Source organism: Variovorax paradoxus, from assembly GCF_022009635.1.
GTDB lineage: Bacteria > Pseudomonadota > Gammaproteobacteria > Burkholderiales > Burkholderiaceae_C > Variovorax.
In genome coordinates, this window is sequence record NZ_CP091716.1 from 1887716 (window position 1) to 1913369 (window position 25654).

Below are 25654 nucleotides of genomic sequence, written 5' to 3' on the forward strand. Positions count from 1 at the left end.
TTCCCGTGGCCGCTTTCGCCGTTCTGCTGGGCGGCGTCAGCGGTGCATTGCACCTGGGCAAGCTGCCGCCTGCCGTGCCCGCGCTGCAGGCGTCGCTGGGCATCGGGCTGGTCGAGGCGGGCTTTTTGCTGTCGCTGGTGCAGGTCGCCAGCATGACGCTGGGGCTGATCGCCGGTTTGGCCGCCGACAGCATCGGCCTGCGGCGAAGCATGCTGACGGGGCTCGTTATCTTGACCGTCGCCAGCCTGCTGGGCGGATGGGTCGGCAGCGGCGCCGTGGAGGGCGCTCATGCGGTCGGGTGGCTACTTGCCTTGCGGGCTGTGGAAGGCATCGGCTTCCTGCTGACCGTCATGCCCGGTCCAGGGCTGATCCGGGCCTTGACCCCGCCGGGCGCCGACAAGGCCGCGCTGGGGTTGTGGGGTGCCTACATGCCGCTCGGCGTGGCGCTGGCCTTGCTGGTGGGGCCGGCCCTGATCGCCTGGGGCGGATGGCCCGACTGGTGGTGGGCGCTGTCGGTCGTTTCAGCCGTGGCGGCCCTGTGGCTCTGGCTCGCGGTGCCGGCCGACCGGCTGCGGCCGGCAGCGGCGGGCGGTGCTTCCACGGCTTGGTCGTCGCGCCTGCGAGCCACGGTCGGCGCGCGCGCGCCCTGGCTGATCGCGCTGACCTTTGCCGTCTACTCGGCCCAGTGGATGGCGGTGATCGGCTTTCTGCCCGCCATCTACGCCGGCGCCGGCGTGCCGGCCGGCTGGAGCGCCGTGCTGACCGCGCTGGCCGCAGCCATGAACATCGTCGGCAACATTGCCGGCGGTCGCCGGCTGCAACGCGGCGTGGCGCCCGAGCGGCTGCTGCAATGGGGCTTCCTCACGATGGCGCTGGGCGGTGTCGCGGCCTTCGCCCAAGCCGGGCAGGGCGCCGATGCGCTGGGCCTGCCGCCGGTGCTGCGCTATGTCGCGGTCTGCGCCTTCTCGCTGGGCGGCGGCATGGTGCCGGCGACGCTGTTCCTGCTCGGCGTGCGTTTCGCGCCCGGGCCGACCACGGTTTCCACCACCGTCGGCCTGATGCAGCAGGCCTCTTCGCTGGGCCAGTTCCTGGCGCCCCCCGCGGTCGCCTGGGTGGCGCATCGCGTCGGCGGCTGGCACTGGACCTGGACGGCCACGCTGGCCTGCTCGCTGGTCGGCATGGCGATCGCCCGGCGCCTGGGGCGGATTCGCCCTGTGGCGGAGATGGCATGAGCGGCCCGGCGACAATCGGGGCCGCCCAGGCCTGCGCCGACATGCGGCGCTGGCTCGAACGCGCGGTGATCGGCCTCAACCTGTGCCCGTTCGCGAAGGCGGTGCATGTGAAGGGGCAGATCCACTACGCCGTTTACGAGCCCGCCGAAGAAGCCGACCTGATGGACGCGCTGCTGGCCGAAGCCGGAGACCTCGCGGCGCTCGATGCCGACGTGCGCGACACCACCCTTTTGATTGCACCCAACACCTTGGCCGACTTTCTGGATTTCAACGATTTCGCGGCGCGTGCCGAACGCCGGCTGGCCCGCGCCGGGTTCGACGGCGTGTTCCAGCTGGCGAGCTTTCATCCGCAATTCCAGTTCGCCGGCACGGAGCCGGACGACATCGGCAACGCCACCAACCGTGCGCCTTACCCCACGCTGCATCTGCTGCGCGAGGAGAGCGTGGACCGCGCGGTCGATGCCTTTCCCGAAGCGGAAGCGATCTTCGAGCGCAACATCGACACGCTCGAAGCCCTCGGCCCTGCGGGCTGGGCTGCCCTTGATGTCGGCCCCGGGAGTGCCAAGCCATGAACACCAAATTTGCTTCCAAGGCACCAAAGACGAACAAGGTTGCAAAGGCCGACGCAGAACTGGCGGAAGTGCTGAAGCCCGGCCAGTCCGTCGAGCTGCTCAAGGAGCTGCACATCCTCACCCGCGAGGGTCGGCTCAATCAGGATTCGCGGCGCAAGCTCAAGCAGGTCTATCACCTGTTCCAGTTCATCGAGCAACTGCTGCGCGAGCTGCCGGAAGAGGGGGCCGGTGCCACGCTGGCCGACCATGGCGCCGGCAAGTCTTACCTCGGATTCATCATCTATGACCTGTTCTTCCGTGCGCGGCAGGGCGGGCATGTGTACGGCATCGAGACGCGCGGCGAGCTGGTCGAGCGTTCGCGCGCGCTGGCGCAGCGGCTGGGTTTCGGCCGCATGTCGTTCCTGAATCTCACCGTGGCCGAGTCGGCGAAGGCGAGCGAACTGCCGGCGCAGATCGACGTCGTCACCGCGCTGCATGCCTGCGACACCGCGACGGACGACGCCATCGCTTTCGGCCTGGCGAAGAAGGCACGCTGCATGGTGCTGGTGCCCTGCTGCCAGGCCGAGGTGGCGGCCTGCCTTCGCGAAACCAAGGCGCTGGCGCTTTCGCGCACGCCGCTGGCCGAGCTGTGGCGCCATCCGCTGCACACGCGCGAGATCGGCAGCCAGCTCACCAACGTGTTGCGCTGCCTGTATCTCGAAGCGAACGGCTACAGCGTCACAGTCACCGAACTGGTCGGCTGGGAGCACAGCATGAAGAACGAGCTGATTCTGGCGCGCTACACCGGCCAGCGAAAGGCGAGCGCGGCGACGCGCCTGGGCGAGCTGCTGTCGCAGTTCGGGCTCGACGCGCTGGGCGATACGCGCTTCAAGCTGAGCTGAGGCTCCGGCTGTTCTCTCAGGCGGGGCGCGAGGCCAGCAGGTCGGTCAGCTCGTCCCGCGTGGGCCAGGCCACGGTCTTCCAGGGGCTGCGTTCGTTCTCGAGCAGCTTTTCCGTCACCGAAGCCAGCAGCTTGCGCCCGACGAAGTTGCTGCCCGGCGCCTCGCGTTCGCCCGCAAGAAAGTTCCGGGCGTAGTCGTCCCAACCGCTGAAACGCTCGACGGCCAGTTTCACGACGGGTACGAGCCACTCCAGTGCCGTCGGGGTTTCGACATGGCCGACCGCCGCCGCTCCAGTGGCGAGATGGCTGGCGCGGCCGATCCAGAGTGCCAGGTCTCCGTCGCTGGCTTGAGAGGGGAGGTCGCCGGCGATGGTTGCCACTGTGACTTCGGCGCTTTCACCGTCCGTGACCGAGAAGTCGCGCTCCAACAGCTTCTTCCAGGGCTCGATCTCCTTTTCGGGAATGCCGATGCACAGCAGATGCACCGCGCTGCGCCGGGCTTCCTCGGCTTCCCGCAGGTCAGGTGCGAAGGTCTCCCGGTACACGGCCGCCAGCGCCACGGCGAAGTTCTCGAAGCGGGACGAGGCGGCGAGACGCGCATCGAGCGCCGCATTGCTTTCCTGCAGCTTCGCCTCGCGCTCGGCGGCTTCCTGCGCCAGTTCGGCCCTTCCCTCCGCCATGCCTTCCTTCACCGAATCGATCAATTCCTTGAAAAGCTTGAACATTCGCGGCTCCCTCCGGTTGTTTGTAAACGGGCCGCTTAGGATACAAGTCCCGAGCGTCAACACCATCCATGGCCCGTCTTCCCCGTCTCACCCTGGCAGGCATGCCGCACCACGTGATCCAGCGTGGCAACAACCGCCAGCCAATCTTCGTGGACCGGGCGGACCATGAGAAGCTGCTCGCGCTGATGGCCGAGAACGCCGTGCGCTTCCGCGTCGCGCTGCATGCCTACATCTTGATGGACAACCACTTCCACCTGCTGGCGACGCCCGACAGCGCCACCGGCCTGCCGCAATTCATGCAGTCGGTGGGGCGCAGCTACGTGCGCTACTTCAACGATCGCCATGGGCGCAGCGGCACCCTGTGGGAAGGGCGCTACAGGTCGACGCTGATCCAGACTGACCGCTACCTGCTGACTTGCATGGTCTACATCGACCTCAATCCGGTGCGCGCCGGCATGGTGGCCGATGCGCGCGACTTTCCCTGGTCCAGTCACGGCCACTACGCCGGGCTGCGACACGACAAGCTCCTGACGCCGCACCCGCTGTACTGGGAGCTCGGCAACACCCCGTTTGCGCGCGAGGCCGCCTACGTCGAGTTGGTGCGCGCTGGCGTGCGCGCAGCCGACCAGGACGCGCTGACTCAGGCCACCCTGCGCGGCTGGGCTGCCGGCGACGACGACTTTCTGGGCACCTTGCAGAAGTCCACGGAACGCCGGGTGATCAAGGCCAAGGCGGGCCGACCGCCTTCCAACACCATTTCCTGAGCCTCGATCGACGCCAAGCCATTGGCTGAGCAAGGTTTTTTGCTCCTCTTTTTGATGTGTCCCCAATTAAATTCCGATAAGAAAACTCAACATTTAATTCGAATCTGACCCCTATTAAAGTGTTTGGCATTCTTTGTGCATCGCAATATGCTCCCTTTCCCTGCGAAAACTGAAGGAGCGCGCCCATGACGACGGCTGCCGAGATTCAACATCTCCAAGAACACGGTCTGTATTCCGGTGCCGACGAGCACGATGCCTGCGGCGTCGGCTTCGTTGCACACATCAAGGGCGAGAAAAGCCATGCCATCGTGCTGCAGGGCTTGAAGATCCTCGAAAACCTCGACCATCGCGGCGCCGTGGGCGCCGACAAGCTCATGGGCGACGGCGCGGGCATCCTGATCCAGTTGCCCGACCACCTGTACCGCGAAGAAATGGCGAAGCAGGGCGTCACGCTGCCCCCGCCGGGCGAGTACGGCGTCGGCATGATCTTCCTGCCGAAGGAGCACGCCTCCCGCGAAGCCTGCGAACAGGAAATGGAGCGCGCCATCAAGGCCGAAGGCCAAGTGCTCCTCGGCTGGCGCGACGTGCCGGTGAACCGTGACATGCCCATGTCGCCCACCGTGCGCGAAAAAGAGCCGCTGCTGCGCCAGGTGTTCATCGGCCGCGGCAACGACGTCATCGTGCAGGACGCGCTGGAACGCAAGCTCTACGTGATCCGCAAGACCGCCAGCGCCAACATCCAGCGCCTGAAGCTCAAGCACAGCAAGGAATACTACGTTCCCAGCATGTCGAGCCGCACTGTGGTCTACAAGGGCCTGCTGCTGGCCGACCAGGTCGGTACCTACTACCTCGACCTGCAGGACAAGCGCTGCGTCTCGGCCCTGGGCCTGGTGCACCAGCGCTTCTCGACCAACACCTTTCCCGAGTGGCCGCTGGCCCACCCGTACCGTTATGTCGCCCACAACGGCGAAATCAACACGGTCAAGGGCAACTACAACTGGATGAAGGCCCGCGAAGGCGTGATGTCCTCGCCCGTGCTGGGCGCCGATCTGCAGAAGCTCTACCCGATCAGCTTCGCCGGCCAGTCCGACACCGCCACCTTCGACAACTGCCTCGAGCTGCTGACGATGGCCGGCTACCCCATCAGCCAGGCCGTGATGATGATGATTCCCGAGCCCTGGGAGCAGCACGCCACCATGGACACGCGCCGCCGCGCGTTCTATGAATACCACGCCGCCATGCTCGAGCCGTGGGACGGCCCGGCCTCCATCGTGTTCACCGACGGCCGCCAGATCGGCGCCACGCTCGACCGCAACGGCCTGCGTCCCTCGCGCTACTGCGTGACCGACGACGACCTGGTCATCATGGCCTCCGAGTCGGGCGTGCTGCCCGTGCCCGAGCAGAAGATCGTGCGCAAGTGGCGCCTGCAGCCCGGCAAGATGTTCCTGATCGACCTCGAACAGGGCCGCATGATCGACGACGAGGAAGTCAAGTCCAACCTCGCCAACAGCAAGCCCTACAAGCAGTGGATCGAGAACCTGCGCATCAAGCTCGACAGCGTCAAGGCCGAGCCGGTCTCCGCGCCGCTTTCGCAGGTCGCGCTGCTCGACCGCCAGCAGGCCTTCGGCTACACCCAGGAAGACATCAAGTTCCTGATGAGCCCGATGGCGCAGGCCGGCGAAGAAGGCATCGGCTCCATGGGCAACGACAGCCCGCTGGCCGTGCTCTCGAGCAAGAACAAGCCGCTGTACAACTACTTCAAGCAGCTGTTCGCGCAGGTGACGAACCCGCCGATCGACCCGATCCGCGAAGCCATCGTGATGTCGCTGGTGTCCTTCATCGGCCCCAAGCCCAACCTGCTGGACATCAACCAGGTCAACCCGCCGATGCGGCTCGAAGTGAGCCAGCCGATCCTCGACTTCGCCGACATGGCGAAGCTGCGCGACATCGGCAAGTACACGCAGGGCAAGTTCAAGAGCTACGTGCTCGACATCACCTATCCGCTCGCGTGGGGTGACGAAGGCGTCGAAGCCAAGCTGGCCTCGCTGTGCGCCGAAGCGGTGGACGCCATCAAGGGCGGCCACAACATCCTGATCATCAGCGACCGCGGCGTGAGCCCGACGCAGGTGGCCATTCCCGCCGTACTGGCGCTGTCGGCCGTGCACCAGTACCTGGTCCGCGAAGGCCTGCGCACCACGGCCGGCCTGGTGGTCGAGACCGGTTCGGCGCGCGAAGTGCATCACTTCGGCGTGCTGGCCGGCTACGGCGCGGAAGCCGTGCACCCCTACCTGGCCATGGAAACGCTGACGGCCATGCATGCCGACCTGCCGGGCGACCTGAGCGCCGACAAGGCGGTCTACAACTACGTCAAGGCCATCGGCAAGGGTCTGTCGAAGATCATGTCGAAGATGGGTGTCAGCACCTACATGAGCTACTGCGGCGCCCAGCTGTTCGAAGCCATCGGCCTGAACAGCGAGACGGTGAACAAGTACTTCACCGGCACCGCCAGCCGCGTGGAAGGCATCGGCGTCTTCGAGATCGCCGAGGAAGCCATCCGCATGCACAAGGCCGCCTTCGGCGACGACCCGGTGCTCGCCAACATGCTCGACGCCGGCGGCGAATACGCCTGGCGCACGCGCGGCGAAGAGCACATGTGGACGCCCGACGCGATCGCCAAGCTGCAGCACAGCACGCGCGCCAACAACTGGAACACGTACAAGGAATACGCCCAGCTCATCAACGACCAGAACCGCCGTCACCTGACGCTGCGCGGCCTGTTCGAATTCAAGATCGACCCGGCCAAGGCCATTCCGGTCGACGAGGTCGAGGCGGCGTCCGAGATCGTCAAGCGCTTCGCCACCGGCGCGATGTCGCTGGGCTCCATCAGCACCGAGGCGCACTCGGTGCTGGCCGTGGCCATGAACCGCATCGGCGGCAAGAGCAACACCGGCGAAGGCGGCGAAGACCCCGCGCGCTACCGCAACGAACTCAAGGGCATCCCGATCAAGCAGGGCGACACGCTCAAGAGCGTGATCGGCGCCGCCAACGTCGAGGTCGACATGCCTCTGCGTGACGGTGACTCGCTGCGCTCGCGCATCAAGCAGGTCGCCTCGGGCCGCTTCGGCGTCACGGCCGAGTACCTGCACTCGGCCGACCAGATCCAGATCAAGATGGCCCAGGGCGCGAAGCCGGGCGAGGGCGGCCAGCTGCCGGGCGGCAAGGTCACCGAGTACATCGGCAAGCAGCGTTACGCGGTGCCGGGCGTGGGCCTCATCTCGCCGCCGCCGCACCACGACATCTACTCGATCGAGGACCTGGCGCAGCTGATCCACGACCTGAAGAACACCGCGCCGCACGCCAGCATCAGCGTGAAGCTGGTGAGCGAAATCGGCGTCGGCACCATCGCCGCGGGCGTTGCCAAGTGCAAGAGCGACCACGTCGTGATCGCCGGCCATGACGGCGGCACGGGCGCATCGCCCTGGTCGTCGATCAAGCACGCCGGCAGCCCGTGGGAAATCGGCCTGGCCGAAACGCAGCAGACGCTGGTGCTCAACCGCCTGCGCAGCCGCATCCGCGTGCAGGCCGACGGCCAGATGAAGACTGGTCGCGACGTCGCCATCGGCGCGCTGCTGGGCGCCGACGAGTTCGGTTTTGCTACGGCGCCGCTGGTGGTCGAAGGCTGCATCATGATGCGCAAGTGCCACCTGAACACCTGCCCGGTGGGCGTGGCCACGCAAGACCCGATCCTGCGCAAGAAGTTCTCCGGCAAGCCCGAGCACGTCGTCAACTACTTCTTCTTCGTTGCCGAAGAAGTGCGCCAGATCATGGCCCAGCTGGGCATCCGCAAGTTCGACGACCTGATCGGCCGCGCCGACCTGCTCGACATGCGCAAGGGCATCGAGCACTGGAAGGCTTCGGGCCTCGACTTCAGCCGCCTGTTCGCGCTGCCGAACGTGCCGGCCGACGTGGCCCGCTTCCATGTCGAAAACCAGGACCACGGCCTCGACAAGGCGCTGGACGTCAAGCTCATCGAGAAGTCGCGTCCCGCCATCGACAAGGGCGAGAAGGTGCAGTTCATCGAGGTGGCGCGCAACGTCAACCGCTCGGTGGGCGCCATGCTCTCAGGAGCGCTGACCAAGGTGCATCCGCAAGGCCTGCCCGACGACTCGATCCGCATCCAGCTCGAAGGCACGGGCGGCCAGTCGTTCGGCGCCTTCCTGGCGCGCGGCATCACGCTGTACCTGATCGGCGACGCCAACGACTACACCGGCAAGGGCCTCTCGGGCGGCCGCGTGGTGGTTCGCCCCAGCCTCGACTTCCGGGGCGAAGCCGTGCGCAACACCATCGTCGGCAACACCGCGCTGTACGGCGCGACCACCGGGGAGGCTTACCTGTGCGGCGTGGCCGGCGAGCGTTTCGCGGTGCGCCTGTCGGGCGCCACGGCGGTCATCGAAGGCACCGGCGATCACGGCTGCGAATACATGACCGGCGGCACGGTGGCCGTGCTCGGCAAGACGGGCCGCAACTTCGCGGCCGGCATGAGCGGCGGCGTGGCCTTCGTCTACGACGAAGACGGCCAGTTCGCCTCGCGCTGCAACCTCGCGATGGTGTCGCTCGACAAGGTGCTGACCTCGGCCGAGCAGACCGCAAGCGTGCACCGCAAGATCTGGCACGGCGGCGAGACCGACGAAGCCCAGCTCAAGAAGCTGCTTGAAGACCACCACCGCTGGACCGGCAGCAAGCGCGCGCGCGAGCTGCTCGACACCTGGGCGGTGTCGCGCACGAAGTTCGTGAAGGTGTTCCCGAACGAGTACAAGCGCGCCCTCGGCGAGCTGCACGACCGCAAGGTCGAACTCACCAGCAGCGGCAACAACGCGCACATCGGCCTCGAGCCGCACGCGCTGACGGCACCCGCACCGCAAACGGCCCCGGCTTCGGTCTGAGCGCCCACGAGTACAGAGAACAAAGGAAAGCACGATGGGAAAGATCACCGGCTTCATGGAGCATGAGCGCGTCGAAGAGGGCTACAAGCCCGTTGGCGAGCGCCTCAAGCACTACAAGGAATTCGTCGTCGGCCTGGATGCCGACCAGGCCAAGGTACAGGGCGCGCGCTGCATGGACTGCGGCACGCCGTTCTGCAACAGCGGCTGTCCGGTCAACAACATCATTCCGGACTTCAACGACCTGGTGTACCGCAACGACTGGCAGAACGCCTTCGCGGTGCTCGACTCGACCAACAACTTCCCGGAGTTCACCGGCCGCATCTGCCCCGCGCCCTGCGAGGCAGCCTGCGTGCTCAACGTGAACGACGACGCGGTCGGCATCAAGTCGCTGGAGCACGCGATCATCGACCGTGCCTGGGACGAAGGCTGGGTGGCGCCGCGCGTCGCCAAGCACAAGACCGGCAAGAAGGTGGCGGTGGTGGGCGCGGGCCCGGCCGGCATGGCGGCCGCGCAGCAACTGGCGCGCGCCGGCCACGACGTGACGCTGTTCGAGAAGAACGACCGCATCGGCGGCCTGCTGCGCTACGGCATTCCCGACTTCAAGATGGAGAAGTCGCACATCGACCGCCGCGTCGAGCAGATGAAGGCCGAAGGCGTGGTGTTCCGCACCGGCGTGATCGTCGGCGCCGCGAAAGACCCGCTGGGCAAGGGCTCCAAGGTCACGAACCTGGCCAAGGAAACCGTCACGCCCGAGCAACTGCAGAAAGAGTTCGACGCCGTGCTGCTCACCGGCGGCGCCGAGCAATCGCGCGACCTGCCGGTGCCCGGCCGCGATCTCGACGGCATCCATTTCGCGATGGAGTTCCTGCCGCAGCAGAACCGCGTCAACGCGGGCGACAAGGTCAAGGGCCAATTGCGCGCCGACGGCAAGCACGTCATCGTCATCGGCGGCGGCGACACCGGCTCCGACTGCGTGGGCACCAGCAACCGCCACGGCGCCGTCAGCGTCACGCAGTTCGAACTGATGCCCCAGCCGCCCGAGGAAGAAAACCGCCCGCTGACCTGGCCCTACTGGCCGATCAAGCTGCGCACCAGCTCCAGCCATGAAGAGGGCTGCGAGCGCGAGTTCGCGATCTCCACCAAGGAGTTCATCGGCGAAAAGGGCAAGGTCACCGGCCTGAAGACCGTTCGCGTGGAATGGAAGGACGGCAAGATGCAGGAAGTGGCCGGCAGCGAGCAGGTGCTCAAGGCCGACCTCGTGCTGCTGGCCATGGGTTTCATCAGCCCCGTGGCCACCGTGCTCGACGCCTTCGGCGTGGAAAAGGACGCGCGCGGCAATGCCCGGGCGACGGTCGACTTCATCGGCGGCTATGCCACCAACGTGCCGAAGGTTTTTGCCGCCGGCGACATCCGCCGCGGACAGTCGCTCGTGGTGTGGGCAATTCGCGAAGGCCGTCAAGCGGCGCGTTCGGTGGATGAGTTTCTGATGGGATTCAGCGACTTGCCGCGCTGATTTTTGTTTCAGTTTCGCGGTCGCTGTCGCGGCCCCGTTATCATCCGCTGCAAAACCGCACGCCGGGATGCTTGAAAGAGCGCCCCGGCTTTTTTATTGAGATGGACCCAGCCACACAGCCACATCCCTTCGTAGAGTTTCGCGACGTCACGTTCGGCTACGGTGCGCGCGCCATCCTCGATGGCGTGTCTTTCTCCGTGCCGCGCGGCAAGGTGACGGCGCTCATGGGCGCATCGGGTGGCGGCAAGACCACGGTCCTGCGATTGATCGGCGGGCAGCAGCGCGCGCAACGCGGCGCGGTCCTGTTCGATGGTCAGGACGTCGTCAGGTTCGACGCGGCGGCGCTCTATGCGGCGCGCCGGCGCATGGGCATGCTCTTCCAGTTCGGTGCGCTGTTCACCGACATGAGCGTGTTCGACAACGTGGCTTTCCCACTGCGTGAGCACACACAACTCTCCGAAGCGCTGGTGCGCGACATCGTGCTCATGAAGCTCGACGCGGTCGGCCTGCGCGGCGCGCGCGACCTGATGCCCAGCGAGGTGTCGGGCGGCATGGCGCGGCGCGTGGCACTGGCGCGTGCGATCGCCCTGGACCCCGACCTCGTGATGTACGACGAACCCTTCGCCGGGCTCGACCCGATCTCGCTGGGCACTGCCGCGCGGCTGATCCGGCAGCTCAACGACACGCTCGGTCTCACCAGCATCATCGTGTCGCACGACCTCGAGGAAACCTTCCGCATCGCCGACCACGTGATCATCCTGGCCAACGGCGGCATCGCCGCGCAGGGCGTGCCCGACGATGTGCGCAACAGCGCCGATCCGCTGGTGCACCAGTTCGTGAACGCGCTGCCCGACGGGCCGGTGCGCTTCCACTACCCCGGCGTCAGCATCGAAGCGGATTTCGGCAATGTCGAAGGGGGCCGCTCATGAGTTGGTGGAAGCCTGCCGATGTCGGCTTCGCGGTGCGCCGCCATCTGGCCAACCTGGGCTACGGCGCAAAGCTCTTCATGCGCCTGGTCGGTCCCGGCGCGCGGATCATGCGGCGCTTCGGGCTGGTGCGCGACCAGATCCATTTTTTGGGCAACTACTCGCTCGCGATCATCGGCGTGTCGGGGCTGTTCGTGGGCTTCGTGCTGGGGCTGCAGATGTATTACGCGCTGCAGCGGTACGGCTCGTCGGAGGCGCTCGGCCTGCTGGTCACGCTGAGCCTGGTGCGCGAGCTCGGGCCCGTGGTGGCGGCGCTGCTGTTCACCGGCCGCGCCGGTACTTCGCTCACCGCGGAAATCGGGCTCATGAAGGCCGACGAGCAATTGAGCGCGATGGAAATGATGGCGGTCGACCCCGTGCAGCGCATCCTCGCGCCGCGCTTCTGGGCCGGTGTCATCACCATGCCCCTGCTGGCGGCGGTGTTCAGCGCGGTCGGCATCATGGGCGGCTACGTGGTGGGCGTGCTGATGCTGGGTGTCGACCCGGGCGCGTTCTGGGGCCAGATGCAAGGCGGCGTCGACGTGTGGCGCGACGTCGGCAACGGCGTCATCAAGAGCATCGTGTTCGGCTTCACCGTTACCTTCATCGCGCTGCTGCAGGGCTATGAAGCCCAGCCCACGCCCGAAGGCGTGTCTCGGGCGACCACCAAGACCGTGGTCACGGCGTCTTTGGCGGTACTGGGGCTGGACTTCCTGCTCACCGCCATGATGTTCAGTATCTAAAAGGGGCCGGGCCCCAATCGTTCTAGAGAGTGCAAACCATGCAACGTTCCAACAACGACATCTGGGTCGGCCTGTTCGTCCTGATCGGCGCGGCGGCGCTGCTGTTTCTCGCGCTGCAGTCGGCCAACCTGCTGAGCCTGAACTTCCAGAAGACCTATTCGGTGACGGCACGCTTCGACAACATCGGCGGGCTCAAGCCCCAGACCGCGGTCAAGAGCGCCGGGGTGGTGGTCGGCCGCGTGGAGTCGATTTCCTTCAACGACAAGACCTTTCAGGCCAACGTCACACTGGCTTTGCAAAACCGTTACAGTTTTCCCAAGGACAGCTCTCTGAAGATCCTGACCAGTGGTCTGCTCGGCGAGCAGTACATCGGGATCGAGGCGGGCGCCGACGACAAGAACTTGCAGGCAGGCGATACCGTTACCGCGACCCAGTCGGCCGTGGTGCTGGAGAACCTGATCAGTCAGTTCCTGTACAGCAAGGCGGCGGAAGGTAATACGTCGTCGCCTGGAACAGCCAACAAAAAATGAAAACACGATCAAATCTGTCAAACGCCGTGCACCGCATGGGTGGCGGCGTACGCTGGGCAAGTGCCGCGGCGGTCTTCGCGCTCGTGGCCGGATGCGCCACCGGCCCCAACGCCAATCCGGCCGACCCGCTCGAGCCGTTCAACCGCGGTGTCACCCGCTTCAACGACACCGTCGACGACGCGGTGCTCGTTCCCGCGGCTACCGCCTACCAGAAGGTATTGCCCTCGATGGTGCGTACCGGCGTGAACAACTTCTTCGGCAACATCGGCGACGTCTGGAGCCTGGCCAACAACGTGGCCCAGCTCAAGCTGCAGGACAGCGCAGAGACCTTCATGCGCCTGAACGTCAACACCTTCTTCGGCCTCGGCGGCCTGCTGGATGTCGCGACCGAAGCGGGCATTCAACGCCACGAGAAGGACTTCGGCCAGACGCTCGGCTACTGGGGCGTGGGCCCCGGCCCGTACCTCGTGCTGCCGCTGCTGGGCTCGTCGACCGTGCGCGATGCCGCCGCCAAGCCGCTGGACTTCTACGGCGACCCGCTGAACCACGTGCACGACATCCCCTGGCGCAATTCGCTGACCGTGCTGCGCGTGGTCGACACCCGCTCACAGTACCTGCGGGCCAGCCGCCCGCTCGGCGATGCGGCGCTCGACAAGTATTCATTCACGCGCGACGCGTTCCTGCAGCGCCGCCGCAACCAGATCTACGACGGCAATCCGCCCGACGACGGCAGCGGAAAGTAAGCGTACGGTGTGCATGGGAGGCTTGGCCGCTTGCATCCGGTTGCAAGGCTTCACCTCCCGGACAGGAACCTGGTCGGCCCGGTGCCGCTCGAATCCGTTCCTGTCTCAGCACATCGCTGCTTTGACGTGCTTCGCAGATTTTCAAACTTGACCGAGGGACTCTCCATGAACAACAAGACCTTGCAACGACGCGATCTGGGCCGCCTGGTGCTGGCCGGTGCCCTGCTGTTCGGTGCCGCTGTCGCCTTCGTCCAGCCCGCGCGCGCCGCGGACGAAACGCCCGACGCGCTGGTGAAGCGCCTCTCGACCGACGTGCTCGAGACCATCAAGTCCGACCCGACCATCAAGGCCGGCGACGTCAACAAGATCATGCTGCTGGTCGACAGCAAGATCATGCCGAACGTCAACTTCCAGCGCATGACGGCATCGGCCGTCGGCCCGGCATGGCGCACCGCCACGCCCGAGCAGCAAAAGCGTCTGCAGGACGAATTCAAGACCCTGCTGGTGCGCACCTATGCCGGCGCGCTCGACCAAGTGACCGACCAGACCGTCACGATCCGTCCGTTCCGCGGTTCGCCCGATGACACCGACGTGCTGGTGCGCACCGAGGTCCGTGGCCGCGGCGACCCGGTCCAGCTCGACTACCGCCTTGAAAAGACCCCCGGCCAGGGCGCCGGCTGGAAGGTCTACAACCTGAACGTGCTGGGCGTGTGGCTGGTCGATACCTACCGCACCCAGTTCGCGCAGGAAATCAACAAGAGCGGCATCGATGGCCTGATCTCCGCGCTGGCCGCGCGCAACAAGGGCAACGCCAAGGGCTGAGGGCCGCGCGATGTTGGTCCTGCCCACCCGGCTCACCCATGACGAGGCCCCCGCCTGCATGCGCATGCTGCAGCAGGGGCTCAAGGGCCAGACCGATTCGTCGTCCACCGTGGTCGACGCGACCGCGCTGGCCCAGTTCGATTCGTCGGCGCTGGCCGTGCTGCTGGAGTGCCGCCGCGAATCGAGCGCGCTGGGCCGGGGTTTCTCGGTCAAGGGCCTGTCGCCGCGCCTGCGCGAACTGGCCACCTTGTACGGCGTTGCGGGCCTTTTGCCCGCCGCGCCCTGAAAAAGTAACAGCCCCGTAAAATCGCGGGCTCCCATGCCCGCGATCTCATTCCAATCGGTCTCCAAGACCTACCCCCCCTCCAAGCAGCAGAAAGCCCAAGGCAAGCAAGGGCTGAAGGCGGTCGACGAGGTCAGCTTCCAGATCGAGCCGGGTGAATTCTTCGGCCTGCTCGGCCCGAACGGTGCCGGCAAGACCTCGCTGATCAGCATGCTCGCGGGGCTTTCGCGCCCGACGTCGGGCACCGTCAGCGTCCACGGCTTCGACGTGCAGCGCGACTACGCCGAGGCACGCCGCCAGCTGGGCATCGTGCCGCAGGAGCTGGTTTTCGACCCCTTCTTCAATGTGCGCGAGTCGCTGCGCATCCAGTCGGGTTACTTCGGCATCAAGAACAACGAAGCCTGGATCGACGAGCTGCTGCAGAGCCTGGGCCTTGCCGACAAGGCCACGGCCAACATGCGTCAGCTCTCGGGCGGCATGAAGCGCCGGGTGCTGGTGGCGCAGGCGCTGGTGCACAAGCCGCCGGTGATCGTGCTCGACGAGCCTACCGCCGGTGTCGACGTCGAGCTGCGCCAGACGCTCTGGCAGTTCGTCGCCCGCCTCAACAAGCAGGGCAGTACCGTGCTGCTGACCACCCATTACCTCGAGGAAGCCGAGGCCCTGTGCAGCCGCATCGCCATGCTCAAGCTGGGCAAAGTGATCGCCCTGGCTCGCACCGGCGACCTGCTGAAGGCCGCCTCGAGCAACGTGCTGCGGTTCAAGACGGACGCCATGCTGCCCTGGGAGATCGCGAAGAACGCGCGCATCACCGGGCGCATCGTGCAGCTGCCGGCGCAGAACGCCCATGAAGTCGAACAACTGCTGGCCGCGATCCGCGAAGCCGGCGTCGCGGTGGAAGACGTGGAAATGCGCAAGGCCGACCTGGAAGACGTGTTCATCGACCTGATGGCGGGCGAGCAGACGCCGCTGGAGGTCGCGAGATGATGGCGGTAACCGGGTGGCGCGCGCTGCTCTACAAGGAAACGCTGCGCTTCTGGAAGGTCGGTTTCCAGACCGTCGGCGCGCCGGTGCTCACCGCGCTGCTGTACCTCATGGTGTTCGGCCATGTGCTCGAAGGCCGCGTGACGGTCTACGGCACGGTCGGCTACACGGCCTTCCTGGTGCCCGGCCTCGTGATGATGAGCGTGCTGCAGAACGCCTTCGCCAACAGCTCGTCGTCGATCATCCAGAGCAAGATCATGGGCAACCTGGTGTTCGTGCTGCTCACGCCGCTGTCGCACTGGGGCTGGTTCTTCGCCTACGTGGGCTCCTCCATCATCCGCGGGCTGGCCGTGGGGCTGGGCGTGTTCCTGGTGACCATGCTCTTCGCCGTGCCCGACTTCGTGGCGCCGCTGTGGATCATCGTGTTCGCGCTGCTGGGCGCGGCCATGCTGGGCACGCTGGGCCTCATCGCCGGGCTCTGGGCCGAGAAGTTCGACCAGATGGCGGTGTTCCAGAATTTCCTGATCATGCCCATGACCTTCCTGTCGGGCGTGTTCTATTCGATCGGCTCGCTGCCGCCGTTCTGGCAGAAGGTGAGCCACCTGAACCCGTTCTTCTACATGATCGACGGCTTCCGCTACGGTTTCTTCGGTGTCAGCGACGCCTCGCCCTGGCTCAGCCTGGGCATCGTCGGCACCGCCTGGCTGGTGGTGAGCGCCATCGCCGTCCACCTGCTTCGAATCGGCTACAAAATCCGAGGCTGAACGCCTCTTTTCCAGACCCCATGACCGCCGAACAACTCCAGGCCCTGATCCAGTCCCACCTCCCTTGCGAGCACATCACGCTCGAGGGCGACGGCCGACATTGGTACGCCACCATCGTCTCGGCCGAATTCGAGGGCAAGCGCGCGATCCAGCGCCATCAGCGGGTCTACGCCACCCTCGGTGCGAAAATGCATACCGACGAGGTGCATGCGCTTTCGATGAAGACCTACACGCCGGCCGAATGGGCGGCGGTGGAAAAATAACGTTTCGCCCCTGCAGGGGCCCTGATTTCGCTGGAACTTCGATGGACAAACTTCTGATTCGCGGCGGGCGAGAGCTCCGCGGCGAAGTACTCATTTCCGGCGCCAAGAACGCCGCGCTGCCCGAGTTGTGCGCGGCGCTGCTGACCGACCAGCCCGTGGTGCTGCACAACGTGCCCCGCCTGCAGGACGTGTCGACCATGCTCAAGCTGGTGCGCAACATGGGCGTGACGGCCGAGCGCGACGACAACGGCACGGTGCGCCTGAACGCCGCCGACCTGACCAACCCCGAAGCCCCCTACGAACTGGTGAAGACCATGCGGGCCTCCGTGCTGGCCCTGGGCCCGCTGCTGGCGCGCTTCGGCCATGCCAAGGTGTCGTTGCCGGGCGGCTGCGCCATCGGCTCGCGGCCGGTCGACCAGCACATCAAGGGCCTGCAGGCCATGGGCGCGGAGATCGTGGTCGAGCACGGCTACATGGTCGCGCGCCTGCCGGAAGGCCGCACCCGCCTGAAGGGCGCGCGCATCCTGACCGACATGGTCACCGTCACCGGCACCGAGAATTTCCTCATGGCCGCCGCGCTGGCCGAGGGCGAAACGCTGCTCGAGAACGCCGCGCAGGAGCCCGAGATCGTCGACCTGGCCGAAATGCTGATCCGCATGGGCGCGAAGATCGAAGGCCACGGCACCAGCCACATCCGCGTGCAGGGCGTCGAGAAGCTGCACGGCTGCGAGCACGCCGTGGTGGCCGACCGCATCGAGGCCGGAACCTTCCTGTGCGCCGTCGCGGCCACGGGTGGCGAGGCCTTCCTGCGCCACGCGCGCGGCGACCACCTCGACGCCGTGATCGACAAGCTTCGCGACGCGGGCTGCACCGTTTCCTGCGAAAAAGACGGCGTGCGCATCGGCTCCAGGGGCCCCGCCTACGAACACCTGAAGGCGCAGAGCTTCAGCACCACCGAATACCCCGGCTTCCCGACCGACATGCAGGCCCAGTTCATGGCCCTGAACGTGATCGCGCGCGGCGCCTCGATGGTCACCGAAACCATCTTCGAGAACCGCTTCATGCACGTGAACGAGATGGTGCGCCTGGGTGCCCACATCCATGTCGAAGGCAAGGTCGCGATGGTCAACGGCGTGCGGCAACTGTCGGGCGCCACCGTGATGGCCACCGACCTGCGCGCCTCCGCCAGCCTCGTCATTGCCGGCCTCGTGGCCGAGGGCGAGACGCTGGTCGACCGCATCTACCACCTGGACCGGGGCTACGACCGCATGGAATCCAAGCTGCGCGGCCTGGGGGCCGATATCGAACGACTGACCGGAGCCGCCGCCGCATGATCACTTTGGCTCTTTCCAAAGGCCGCATCTTCGAAGAGACGATGCCCCTGCTGGCCGCGGCCGGCATCGAGGTCACCGAAGACCCCGAGAAGTCGCGCAAGCTGATTCTCGAAACCACCCGTCCCGACGTGCGCGTGGTGCTGGTGCGCGCTTCCGACGTGCCCACCTACGTGCAGTACGGCGGTGCGGACCTCGGCGTGACCGGGCTCGACGTGCTGCTGGAGAACGGCAACCAGGGCATGTACCAGCCGCTGGATCTGCGCATCGCGGCCTGCCGCCTGAGCGTGGCCGTGCGCGCCGACTACGACTACGCCTCTGCAGTGAAGCAGGGCTCGCGCCTGCGCGTGGCCACCAAGTACGTGGGCCTGGCGCGCGACTTCTTCGCGAGCAAGGGCGTGCACGTCGACCTGATCAAGCTCTACGGCAGCATGGAACTGGCGCCGCTCACGGGCCTGGCCGATGCCATCGTCGACCTGGTCTCCACCGGCAACACGCTCAAGGCCAACCACCTCGTCGAGGTGGAACGCATCATGGACATCAGCGCCCGCCTCGTGGTGAACCAGGCGGCGCTCAAGCTCAAGCGCGAGCCCATCCGTCACATCATCGACGCGTTCGCGTCCGCCATTCCGTCCTCCTGAAACCCACCCACTCCACGCACATGACTCTGAAAGCAGCCCCCGCCCGACTGTCCACGACTTCAGCCAGCTTCGACGCTGAATTCAAGGCGCGGCTGCATTGGTCCGCGGACGACGACGCGGCCATCGAGAAGGTGGTGGCCGACATCCTCGCCGATGTGCGCAAGCGCGGCGACGAGGCGGTGCTGGAGTACACCAACCGCTTCGACAAGCTGGATGCGAAGACGCTGCCCGAGCTGGAACTCACCCAGGCCGAGCTGAAGGCCGCCTTCGAATCGCTGCCCGCCGCGCAGCGCGACGCGCTCGAAGCCGCCGCGCGCCGCGTGCGCAGCTACCACGAGGCCCAGAAGAAGGCCAGCGGCGAGAGCTGGAGCTACCGCGACGCCGACGGCACGCTGCTCGGCCAGAAGGTCACGCCGCTCGACCGCGTCGGCATCTACGTACCGGGCGGCAAGGCCGCCTACCCGTCGAGCGTGCTGATGAACGCCATTCCCGCGCACGTCGCGGGCGTGGGCGAGATCATCATGGTCGTGCCCACCCCCAAGGGCGAGAAGAACCAGCTCGTGCTCGCCGCCGCCTACGTGGCCGGCGTGACGCGCGGCTTCACCATCGGCGGCGCCCAGGCCGTGGCCGCGCTGGCCTACGGCACCGCCACCGTGCCCGCCGTCGACAAGATCACCGGCCCAGGCAACGCCTACGTGGCCGCCGCCAAGCGCCGCGTGTTCGGCACCGTGGGCATCGACATGATCGCCGGCCCGAGCGAGATCCTGGTGCTGGCCGACGGCAGCACGCCGCCCGATTGGGTGGCCATGGACCTGTTCAGCCAGGCCGAGCACGACGAGCTGGCCCAGAGCATCCTGCTGTGCCCCGACGCGGCCTACATCGACCGCGTGCAGGCCGAGATCGACCGCTTGCTGCCGGCCATGCCGCGCGCGGAAATCATCGCCGCCTCGCTCAACGGCCGCGGCGCGCTGATCCACACGAAGAGCATGGAAGAGGCCTGCGAGATCAGCAACCGCATCGCCCCCGAGCATCTGGAAGTGAGCAGCAGCCAGCCGGACCGCTGGGAGCCGCTGCTGCGCCACGCCGGCGCGATCTTCCTGGGCGCCTTCACCAGCGAAAGCCTGGGCGACTACTGCGCCGGCCCCAACCACGTGCTGCCCACCAGCGGCACGGCGCGTTTCTCGAGCCCTCTGGGCGTCTACGACTTCCAGAAGCGCTCCAGCCTGATCGAGGTCAGCGAGGCCGGCGCCCAGGTGCTCGGCCCGATCGCCGTCACCCTGGCCGAGGGCGAGGGCCTGCAGGCGCACGCCGAGGCCGCGCGAATGCGCCTGCGTAAGATCTGAGGCTCCACAACCCTCCGGGAGGAGCCAGCAAGATGATTGATCGTCTCTATCGTTCGCGTCTTTTCAAGTTCGCCACGGGCATCGTCGCCGGTGCGGCATTGCTTGCCGCCTGCAGCCAGATGCCGCAGGCGGTCACCACCAGCACCGCGCCCAGCGCGGCAGCGCCCGCGCCGCGGCTCGGCACCCAGTGGGGCGAGGGCCTCGAATCGAAGACCCGCGAGGTCGCCGCCAAGCGCCTGTCCGAGCAGCCGGACGACATGGCCTCGCTGGGCTACAACGAAGCCTCCGCCGTGCGCCGCGCGGTGGGCAACAACCCCGAACGCCGCCTGAACCTGCTGCTGGCAGACGGCGATGTCGAATGGTCGGTGCTCGACGAGAGCGGCAGCCCGCTGCCGCTGCAGCGCGCCCGCCGGGGCAGCGGCGGCGACGACACCTTCCGCCTTGCCGGCATCGAGGGCTCGCGCTACACGCTGCGCTTTCGCAACCTGAGCGAGCGCAGCTACGAGGTGATTGCCACGGTCGACGGCCTGGACGTGCTCAACGGTAAGCCCGGCAGCCTGCGCAACGGCGGCTACGTGCTGGGCCCGATGCAGGCGCTGACCATCGAGGGCTTCCGCAAGAGCCAGAACGAGGTCGCCGCCTTCCGCTTCGCCACGCCCGGGCGCGCCTATGCCGCCAACACCGAAGCCGGTGACGTGCGCAACATCGGCGTGATCGGCGCCGCGCTGTTCGAGCTGGAGCAGCGCAACGTGCCGCGCCGCCAGCGCCGTGACGCATCGCCGTCGCAGCCCAGTGCCTTCCCGGCCGACGGCACTTACGCGCCGCCGCCGCGCTATCGCCAGTGACGCTGCCGCCATGAAACGTGTTGCCGCCTTCCTGCTGCTCGCGCTGGCTGCCGCCACCGGCGCGCAGGCCATGAGCATCCGCGAACTGCGCACGCTCGAGGCCAGCGAGAAGGACGGCAAGGCCTATGCCGGCTATTACCTCGTGGGCGTGCTGGAAGGCCTGCGCGAAGGCGTCGAATCGTCGCAGCGCAACGGGCAGAAGCCCGTGTTCTGCGTCGAGGGGCGCCGCCTCGAGCCCTCCATGGCCCGCTCGCTCTACCAGACCGAGCTGAGCCGCAACGCCGACAGTTACGAAGCCGACATGCCAGTGCAACTGGTCATGGCCGGCGCCCTGAAGAACAGCTACCGCTGCACGAAATGACCGCTCCCGAATCCGCCCGCCCGCCGCTCGACCGCATCCGCTCCGACGTACGGTCCATGCATGCCTATGCGGTACAGGACGCGCGCGGCCTCATCAAGCTCGACGCGATGGAAAACCCCTTCGGCCTGCCGCTCGCGCTGCAGGCCGAGCTGGGCGCCCGCCTGGGCGCGCTGGCGCTCAACCGCTATCCGGGCGACCGCGGCGCCGAGCTGCAGCGCGCGCTGGCGGCCCACGCGCAGATGCCCGAAGGCTTCGCGCTGATGCTGGGCAACGGTTCGGACGAGCTGATCTCGCTGCTGGCCATTGCCTGCGACCTGCCCGGCGCGACGGTGCTGGCGCCGGTGCCCGGCTTCGTCATGTACGCCATGAGCGCGCAGCTGCAGGGCCTGAAGTTCGTCGGCGTGCCGCTCACGGCCGATTTCGAGCTCGACGAGGCCGCCATGCTGGCCGCCATCGCGCGCGATAAGCCCGCCATCGTCTACCTGGCCTACCCGAACAACCCGACCGCCAACCTCTGGAACGACGCCGTCGTCGAGAAGATCGTCGAGGCCCAGGGCGCGCAGGGCGGCCTGGTGGTGATCGACGAGGCCTACCAGCCCTTTGCCGCGCGCAGCTACATCGACCGGCTGGCCCGGCACCGCCATGTGCTGCTGATGCGCACGCTCAGCAAGTTCGGCCTGGCCGGCATCCGGCTGGGCTACCTGATGGGGCCGGCCGCGCTGGTCGCCGAGATCGACAAGGTGCGCCCGCCCTACAACATCAGCGTGCTCAACTGCGAGTGCGCGCTGTTCGCGCTGGAGCACACCGAGGTGTTCGAGGCCCAGGCCCGCCAGATCCGCGAGGAGCGCGAGCGCCTCATGACCGGGCTCGGCCGCCTGCCGGGCGTCAAGACCTGGCCCAGCGACGCCAACATGATCCTCTTGCGCGTGCCCGATGCCGCCAAGACCTTCGAAGGCATGAAGGCTCGCGGGGTTCTGGTGAAGAACGTTTCTAAAATGCACGAACTGCTCGCAAACTGCCTGCGCCTCACCGTCGGAACGGCCGACGAGAATGCGCGGATGCTCGCGGCGCTCGAAGCCTCACTATGACCACCCCCACCAGCCAGGACAGCGGCGACCGCATCGCGTCCGTCACCCGCAACACCGCCGAAACGAAGATCACCGTCACCGTCAACCTCGACGGCACCGGCAAGGCCAAGCTCTCCACCGGCATCGGCTTCTTCGACCACATGCTCGACCAGATCGCCCGCCACGGGCTGATCGACCTCGACATCGACTGCCAGGGCGACCTGCACATCGACGGCCACCACACGGTGGAAGACGTCGGCATCACGCTGGGGCAGGCCGTGGCCAAGGCCATCGGCGACAAGAAGGGCATCCGCCGCTACGGCCATGCCTACGTGCCGCTCGACGAAGCCCTGAGCCGCGTCGTCATCGACTTCTCGGGCCGCCCCGGCCTCGTGATGCACGTGCCCTTCACCAGCGGGATGATCGGCACCTTCGACAGCCAGCTCACCTACGAGTTCTTCCAGGGCTTCGTGAACCACGCCTTCGTCACGCTGCACATCGACAACCTCAAGGGCGTCAATGCGCACCACCAGTGCGAGACCGTCTTCAAGGCCTTCGCGCGCGCCATGCGCGGCGCGCTCGAGCTGGACCCGCGTTCCGTCGGCGTCATCCCCTCGACCAAGGGCTCGCTCTGAACGCGGTCGTCCATCAGCTATGAAATCTGTAGCAAATACCGTTGCCGTCGTCGACTACGGCATGGGCAACCTGCATTCGGTGTCGCAGGCCGTGCGCCATGCGGCCGACCAGGTGGGCGTGGAGGTGTTCGTCACCTCCGACCCGGACGTGGTCCGCAAGGCCACCCGCGTGGTGCTACCGGGGCAGGGCGCCATGCCCGACTGCATGCGCGAGCTGCGCGACTCCGGCCTGCAGGAATCGGTGCTCGAGGCGGCGGCCAGCAAGCCGCTGTTCGGCGTGTGCGTGGGCATGCAGATGATGCTGTCGCGCAGCGACGAGGGCCCGACCGAGGGCCTCGGCCTCATTCCGGGCGAGGTCGTCAAGTTCGACCTGGCCGGGCGGCTGCAGGCCGACGGCAGCCGATTCAAGGTGCCGCAGATGGGCTGGAACCAGGTGCGCCAGGCCCGGCCGCATGCGGTGTGGGCGGGTATTCCCGACCTGAGCTACTTCTATTTCGTGCACAGCTTCTACGCCCGGCCGGCCGACGCCCGGCACAGCGTGGGCGAGGCCGATTACGGCGCGAGCTTTACCGCAGCCATCGCACGCGATAACATTTTTGCTACCCAGTTCCACCCGGAGAAGAGTGCGGACCACGGGCTGCAGCTCTATCGCAACTTCCTCCACTGGAACCCCTGAACCCATTTTTCCGACCGGGCCGAACCTTTCACAGCCCGGATTCCGCTCACTCGCGTCACTTCCATGCTCCTCATTCCCGCCATTGATCTCAAAGACGGCCACTGCGTTCGCCTCAAACAGGGCGACATGGACCAGTCCACTGTCTTCAGCGAAGACCCCGCCGCCATGGCCCGCAAATGGGTCGAGGCCGGCGCACGTCGGCTGCACCTGGTCGATCTGAATGGCGCCTTCGCCGGCAAGCCGCAGAACCACGCGGCGATCAAGGCAATCCTTAAAGAGGTGGGCGACGACATTCCGGTGCAGCTCGGCGGCGGCATCCGCGACCTCGACACCATCGAGCGCTACATCGACGACGGCCTGCGCTACGTGATCATCGGCACCGCCGCGGTCAAGAACCCCGGTTTCCTGAAAGACGCCTGCAGCGCCTTCGGCGGCCACATCATCGTGGGCCTGGACGCCAAGGACGGCAAGGTCGCCACCGACGGCTGGAGCAAGCTCACGGGCCACGAGGTGGCCGACCTGGGCAAGAAGTTCGAGGACTACGGCGTCGAGTCGATCATCTATACCGACATCGGCCGCGACGGCATGCTGTCGGGCATCAACATCGAGGCCACCGTGCGGCTCGCGCAGGCGCTGACCATTCCGGTGATCGCCTCGGGCGGCCTGTCGAACATGGCCGACATCGACCAGCTCTGCGCGGTCGAGTCGGACGGCATCGAGGGTGTGATCTGCGGCCGCGCCATCTACTCGGGCGACCTCGACTTCGCCGCCGCGCAGGCCCGCGCGGACGAACTGGCCGCCTGACGCCTTCCCACCTTTAGGCCAGGCCCTGCAGCGCGTGCTTTCCGCGCTCGCCATTGCCAACTACCGCTCGCTGCGGCAACTGACGGTGCCGCTGGGCCGGCTCACGGTCGTGACCGGGGCCAACGGCAGCGGCAAGTCGAGCGTGTACCGGGCGATGCGCCTGCTGGCCGACATCGCCAACGGCGGGGTGATCCGTTCGCTGGTGCGCGAGGGCGGCCTGTCTTCCACGCTGTGGGCAGGGCCCGAGCGCTTCTCGGCCGCCATGCTGCGCGGCGAGATGCCGGTGCAGGGCACCACGCGCAGCGAGCCGGTGGCTCTCCAGCTCGGCTTTGCCGGTACCACGGCCGAAGACTTCGGCTATGCCATCGACATCGGCCTGCCGCCGCCGATTCCGTCGACTGCCTTCTCGCACGACCCCGAAATCAAGCACGAGGCTATCTGGAGCGGCCCCTTGCTGCGGCTGTCGACGCAACTGGTCGACCGCAAGGGCGCCGCGCTGCGCCTGCGTGAGGGCAAGGGCTGGCAGGCCGTGGGCCGGCCGATTCCGGCCTTCGCCAGCATGATGACCGAGCACGCCGACCCGCGCGACGCGCCGGAGATGCTCACGCTGCGCGAGCAGATGCGCTCATGGCGCTTCTACGACCACTTCCGCTCCGACGCCGAGGCGCCCGCGCGCCAACCGCAGCTCGGCACCCGCACGCCGGTGCTGGCCAACGACGGCGCCGACCTGGCAGCGGCGCTGCAGACCATCCGCGAGATCGGCGACGGCGGCGCCCTCGACCGCGCGGTGGACGACGCCTTTCCGGGCGCAAGCATCGAGGTGCGTGCGTCCGGCGACCGCTTCGAGACGCTGATGCATCAGCACGGCCTGCTCAGGCCCCTGACGGCCGCCGAGCTGTCCGACGGCACGCTGCGCTACCTGCTGTGGATCGCGGCGCTGCTCACGCCGCGTCCACCCGCGCTGCTGGTGCTCAACGAGCCCGAGACCAGCCTTCACCCCGACCTCCTGCCGGCCCTCGGCCGCCTCATCGCGCAGGCCGCGCGCGGCTCGCAGGTGATCGTGGTGTCGCACGCCGCGCGGCTGATTGCCGCGCTGGAGGACAGCGACGGCGTGCAGCCCGTGGTGCTGGAGAAGCGGTTCGGCGAGACGCGCATCGCCAACCTCGACATGAGCGAGATTCCGCGCTGGGAGTGGCCGGCACGGTGACGGCTGCCGCCTGGCGAAGGC

At 67.1% G+C, this 25654-nt stretch carries 26 protein-coding genes; 25 read left to right on the forward strand and 1 reads right to left on the reverse strand.

Annotation, left to right across the window (positions count from 1 at the left end; genetic code table 11):
* Positions 1-5 precede the first annotated feature (5 nt).
* The 3 genes from L3V85_RS08805 to L3V85_RS08815 are packed head-to-tail and all read left to right on the forward strand — an operon-like array spanning position 6 to position 2685.
* Positions 6-1232 carry a CynX/NimT family MFS transporter gene (locus L3V85_RS08805; protein ID WP_414080199.1) on the forward strand — a complete coding sequence of 409 codons (1227 nt, stop codon included), beginning with the start codon at positions 6-8 and terminating at the stop codon, positions 1230-1232.
* Positions 1229-1804, forward strand: coding sequence for a DUF1415 domain-containing protein (locus L3V85_RS08810; RefSeq protein WP_237678936.1), 576 nt, complete (start codon positions 1229-1231; stop codon positions 1802-1804). The genes L3V85_RS08805 and L3V85_RS08810 overlap by 4 nt, the downstream gene beginning before the upstream one ends.
* Positions 1801-2685 carry a class I SAM-dependent methyltransferase gene (locus L3V85_RS08815; RefSeq protein ID WP_237678937.1) on the forward strand — a complete coding sequence of 295 codons (885 nt, stop codon included), beginning with the start codon at positions 1801-1803 and terminating at the stop codon, positions 2683-2685. The genes L3V85_RS08810 and L3V85_RS08815 overlap by 4 nt, the downstream gene beginning before the upstream one ends.
* 16 nt (positions 2686-2701) lie before the next feature.
* Here the strand turns inward: L3V85_RS08815 and L3V85_RS08820 are convergent, their stop codons facing one another.
* Complete coding sequence (locus tag L3V85_RS08820; protein WP_237678938.1) at positions 2702-3409, reverse strand: DUF1266 domain-containing protein; 708 nt, start codon at positions 3407-3409, stop codon at positions 2702-2704.
* Positions 3410-3477: 68 nt separating this feature from the next.
* Here L3V85_RS08820 and L3V85_RS08825 point away from each other — a divergent pair, with 68 nt between their 5' ends.
* From L3V85_RS08825 to L3V85_RS08930, 22 genes are all read left to right on the forward strand, one after another.
* A complete protein-coding gene (locus L3V85_RS08825) occupies positions 3478-4173 on the forward strand; it encodes a transposase (protein ID WP_237678939.1) in 696 nt (231 codons plus the stop codon).
* A 185-nt stretch (positions 4174-4358) separates the two neighbouring features.
* On the forward strand, positions 4359-9116 hold the full coding sequence (locus L3V85_RS08830; protein ID WP_237678940.1) for a glutamate synthase-related protein: 4758 nt from the start codon (positions 4359-4361) through the stop codon (positions 9114-9116).
* A gap of 34 nt (positions 9117-9150) precedes the next feature.
* Positions 9151-10629 (forward strand): glutamate synthase subunit beta, encoded by a 1479-nt coding sequence (locus tag L3V85_RS08835; RefSeq protein ID WP_237678941.1) that lies wholly within the window; start codon positions 9151-9153, stop codon positions 10627-10629.
* Between the two features lie 101 nt (positions 10630-10730).
* Positions 10731-11558 carry an ABC transporter ATP-binding protein gene (locus L3V85_RS08840; RefSeq protein ID WP_237678942.1) on the forward strand — a complete coding sequence of 276 codons (828 nt, stop codon included), beginning with the start codon at positions 10731-10733 and terminating at the stop codon, positions 11556-11558.
* On the forward strand, positions 11555-12337 hold the full coding sequence (mlaE, locus tag L3V85_RS08845; RefSeq protein ID WP_237678943.1) for a lipid asymmetry maintenance ABC transporter permease subunit MlaE: 783 nt from the start codon (positions 11555-11557) through the stop codon (positions 12335-12337). Before L3V85_RS08840 ends, mlaE begins: the two co-directional genes overlap by 4 nt.
* 38 nt (positions 12338-12375) lie before the next feature.
* Positions 12376-12867: an outer membrane lipid asymmetry maintenance protein MlaD gene (gene mlaD, locus L3V85_RS08850; protein ID WP_237678944.1), complete on the forward strand. Its 492-nt coding sequence runs from the start codon at positions 12376-12378 to the stop codon at positions 12865-12867.
* Positions 12864-13610 (forward strand): MlaA family lipoprotein, encoded by a 747-nt coding sequence (locus L3V85_RS08855; RefSeq protein WP_237678945.1) that lies wholly within the window; start codon positions 12864-12866, stop codon positions 13608-13610. Before mlaD ends, L3V85_RS08855 begins: the two co-directional genes overlap by 4 nt.
* Before the next feature lie 165 nt (positions 13611-13775).
* Positions 13776-14432: an MlaC/ttg2D family ABC transporter substrate-binding protein gene (locus L3V85_RS08860; protein WP_237678946.1), complete on the forward strand. Its 657-nt coding sequence runs from the start codon at positions 13776-13778 to the stop codon at positions 14430-14432.
* 10 nt (positions 14433-14442) lie between these two features.
* Positions 14443-14718: an STAS domain-containing protein gene (locus tag L3V85_RS08865; protein WP_237678947.1), complete on the forward strand. Its 276-nt coding sequence runs from the start codon at positions 14443-14445 to the stop codon at positions 14716-14718.
* A 33-nt stretch (positions 14719-14751) separates the two neighbouring features.
* Positions 14752-15699: an ABC transporter ATP-binding protein gene (locus L3V85_RS08870; RefSeq protein WP_237678948.1), complete on the forward strand. Its 948-nt coding sequence runs from the start codon at positions 14752-14754 to the stop codon at positions 15697-15699.
* Entirely contained in the window at positions 15696-16460 is a 765-nt protein-coding gene (locus L3V85_RS08875; RefSeq protein ID WP_237678949.1) for an ABC transporter permease, read from the forward strand. The genes L3V85_RS08870 and L3V85_RS08875 overlap by 4 nt, the downstream gene beginning before the upstream one ends.
* A gap of 20 nt (positions 16461-16480) precedes the next feature.
* Positions 16481-16723, forward strand: coding sequence for a BolA family protein (locus L3V85_RS08880; protein ID WP_007835251.1), 243 nt, complete (start codon positions 16481-16483; stop codon positions 16721-16723).
* Between the two features lie 41 nt (positions 16724-16764).
* Positions 16765-18057 carry a UDP-N-acetylglucosamine 1-carboxyvinyltransferase gene (murA, locus tag L3V85_RS08885; protein WP_237678950.1) on the forward strand — a complete coding sequence of 431 codons (1293 nt, stop codon included), beginning with the start codon at positions 16765-16767 and terminating at the stop codon, positions 18055-18057.
* A complete protein-coding gene (gene hisG, locus L3V85_RS08890; RefSeq protein ID WP_081266450.1) occupies positions 18054-18695 on the forward strand; it encodes an ATP phosphoribosyltransferase in 642 nt (213 codons plus the stop codon). The genes murA and hisG overlap by 4 nt, the downstream gene beginning before the upstream one ends.
* Before the next feature lie 20 nt (positions 18696-18715).
* Positions 18716-20038 (forward strand): histidinol dehydrogenase, encoded by a 1323-nt coding sequence (hisD, locus tag L3V85_RS08895; RefSeq protein ID WP_237678951.1) that lies wholly within the window; start codon positions 18716-18718, stop codon positions 20036-20038.
* Between the two features lie 32 nt (positions 20039-20070).
* Positions 20071-20883, forward strand: a complete 813-nt coding sequence (locus L3V85_RS08900) for a hypothetical protein (RefSeq protein WP_237678952.1) — start codon at positions 20071-20073, stop codon at positions 20881-20883.
* 10 nt (positions 20884-20893) lie between these two features.
* Positions 20894-21244, forward strand: coding sequence for a hypothetical protein (locus tag L3V85_RS08905; RefSeq protein ID WP_237678953.1), 351 nt, complete (start codon positions 20894-20896; stop codon positions 21242-21244).
* Positions 21241-22332, forward strand: a complete 1092-nt coding sequence (hisC, locus tag L3V85_RS08910; RefSeq protein WP_237678954.1) for a histidinol-phosphate transaminase — start codon at positions 21241-21243, stop codon at positions 22330-22332. Before L3V85_RS08905 ends, hisC begins: the two co-directional genes overlap by 4 nt.
* A complete protein-coding gene (gene hisB, locus L3V85_RS08915) occupies positions 22329-22946 on the forward strand; it encodes an imidazoleglycerol-phosphate dehydratase HisB (RefSeq protein WP_237678955.1) in 618 nt (205 codons plus the stop codon). Before hisC ends, hisB begins: the two co-directional genes overlap by 4 nt.
* A gap of 19 nt (positions 22947-22965) precedes the next feature.
* Positions 22966-23622 carry an imidazole glycerol phosphate synthase subunit HisH gene (gene hisH, locus L3V85_RS08920; protein ID WP_237678956.1) on the forward strand — a complete coding sequence of 219 codons (657 nt, stop codon included), beginning with the start codon at positions 22966-22968 and terminating at the stop codon, positions 23620-23622.
* Positions 23623-23685: 63 nt separating this feature from the next.
* On the forward strand, positions 23686-24426 hold the full coding sequence (gene hisA, locus L3V85_RS08925; RefSeq protein WP_237678957.1) for a 1-(5-phosphoribosyl)-5-[(5-phosphoribosylamino)methylideneamino]imidazole-4-carboxamide isomerase: 741 nt from the start codon (positions 23686-23688) through the stop codon (positions 24424-24426).
* Between the two features lie 34 nt (positions 24427-24460).
* Positions 24461-25633, forward strand: a complete 1173-nt coding sequence (locus tag L3V85_RS08930; protein WP_237678958.1) for an AAA family ATPase — start codon at positions 24461-24463, stop codon at positions 25631-25633.
* Positions 25634-25654 lie beyond the last annotated feature (21 nt).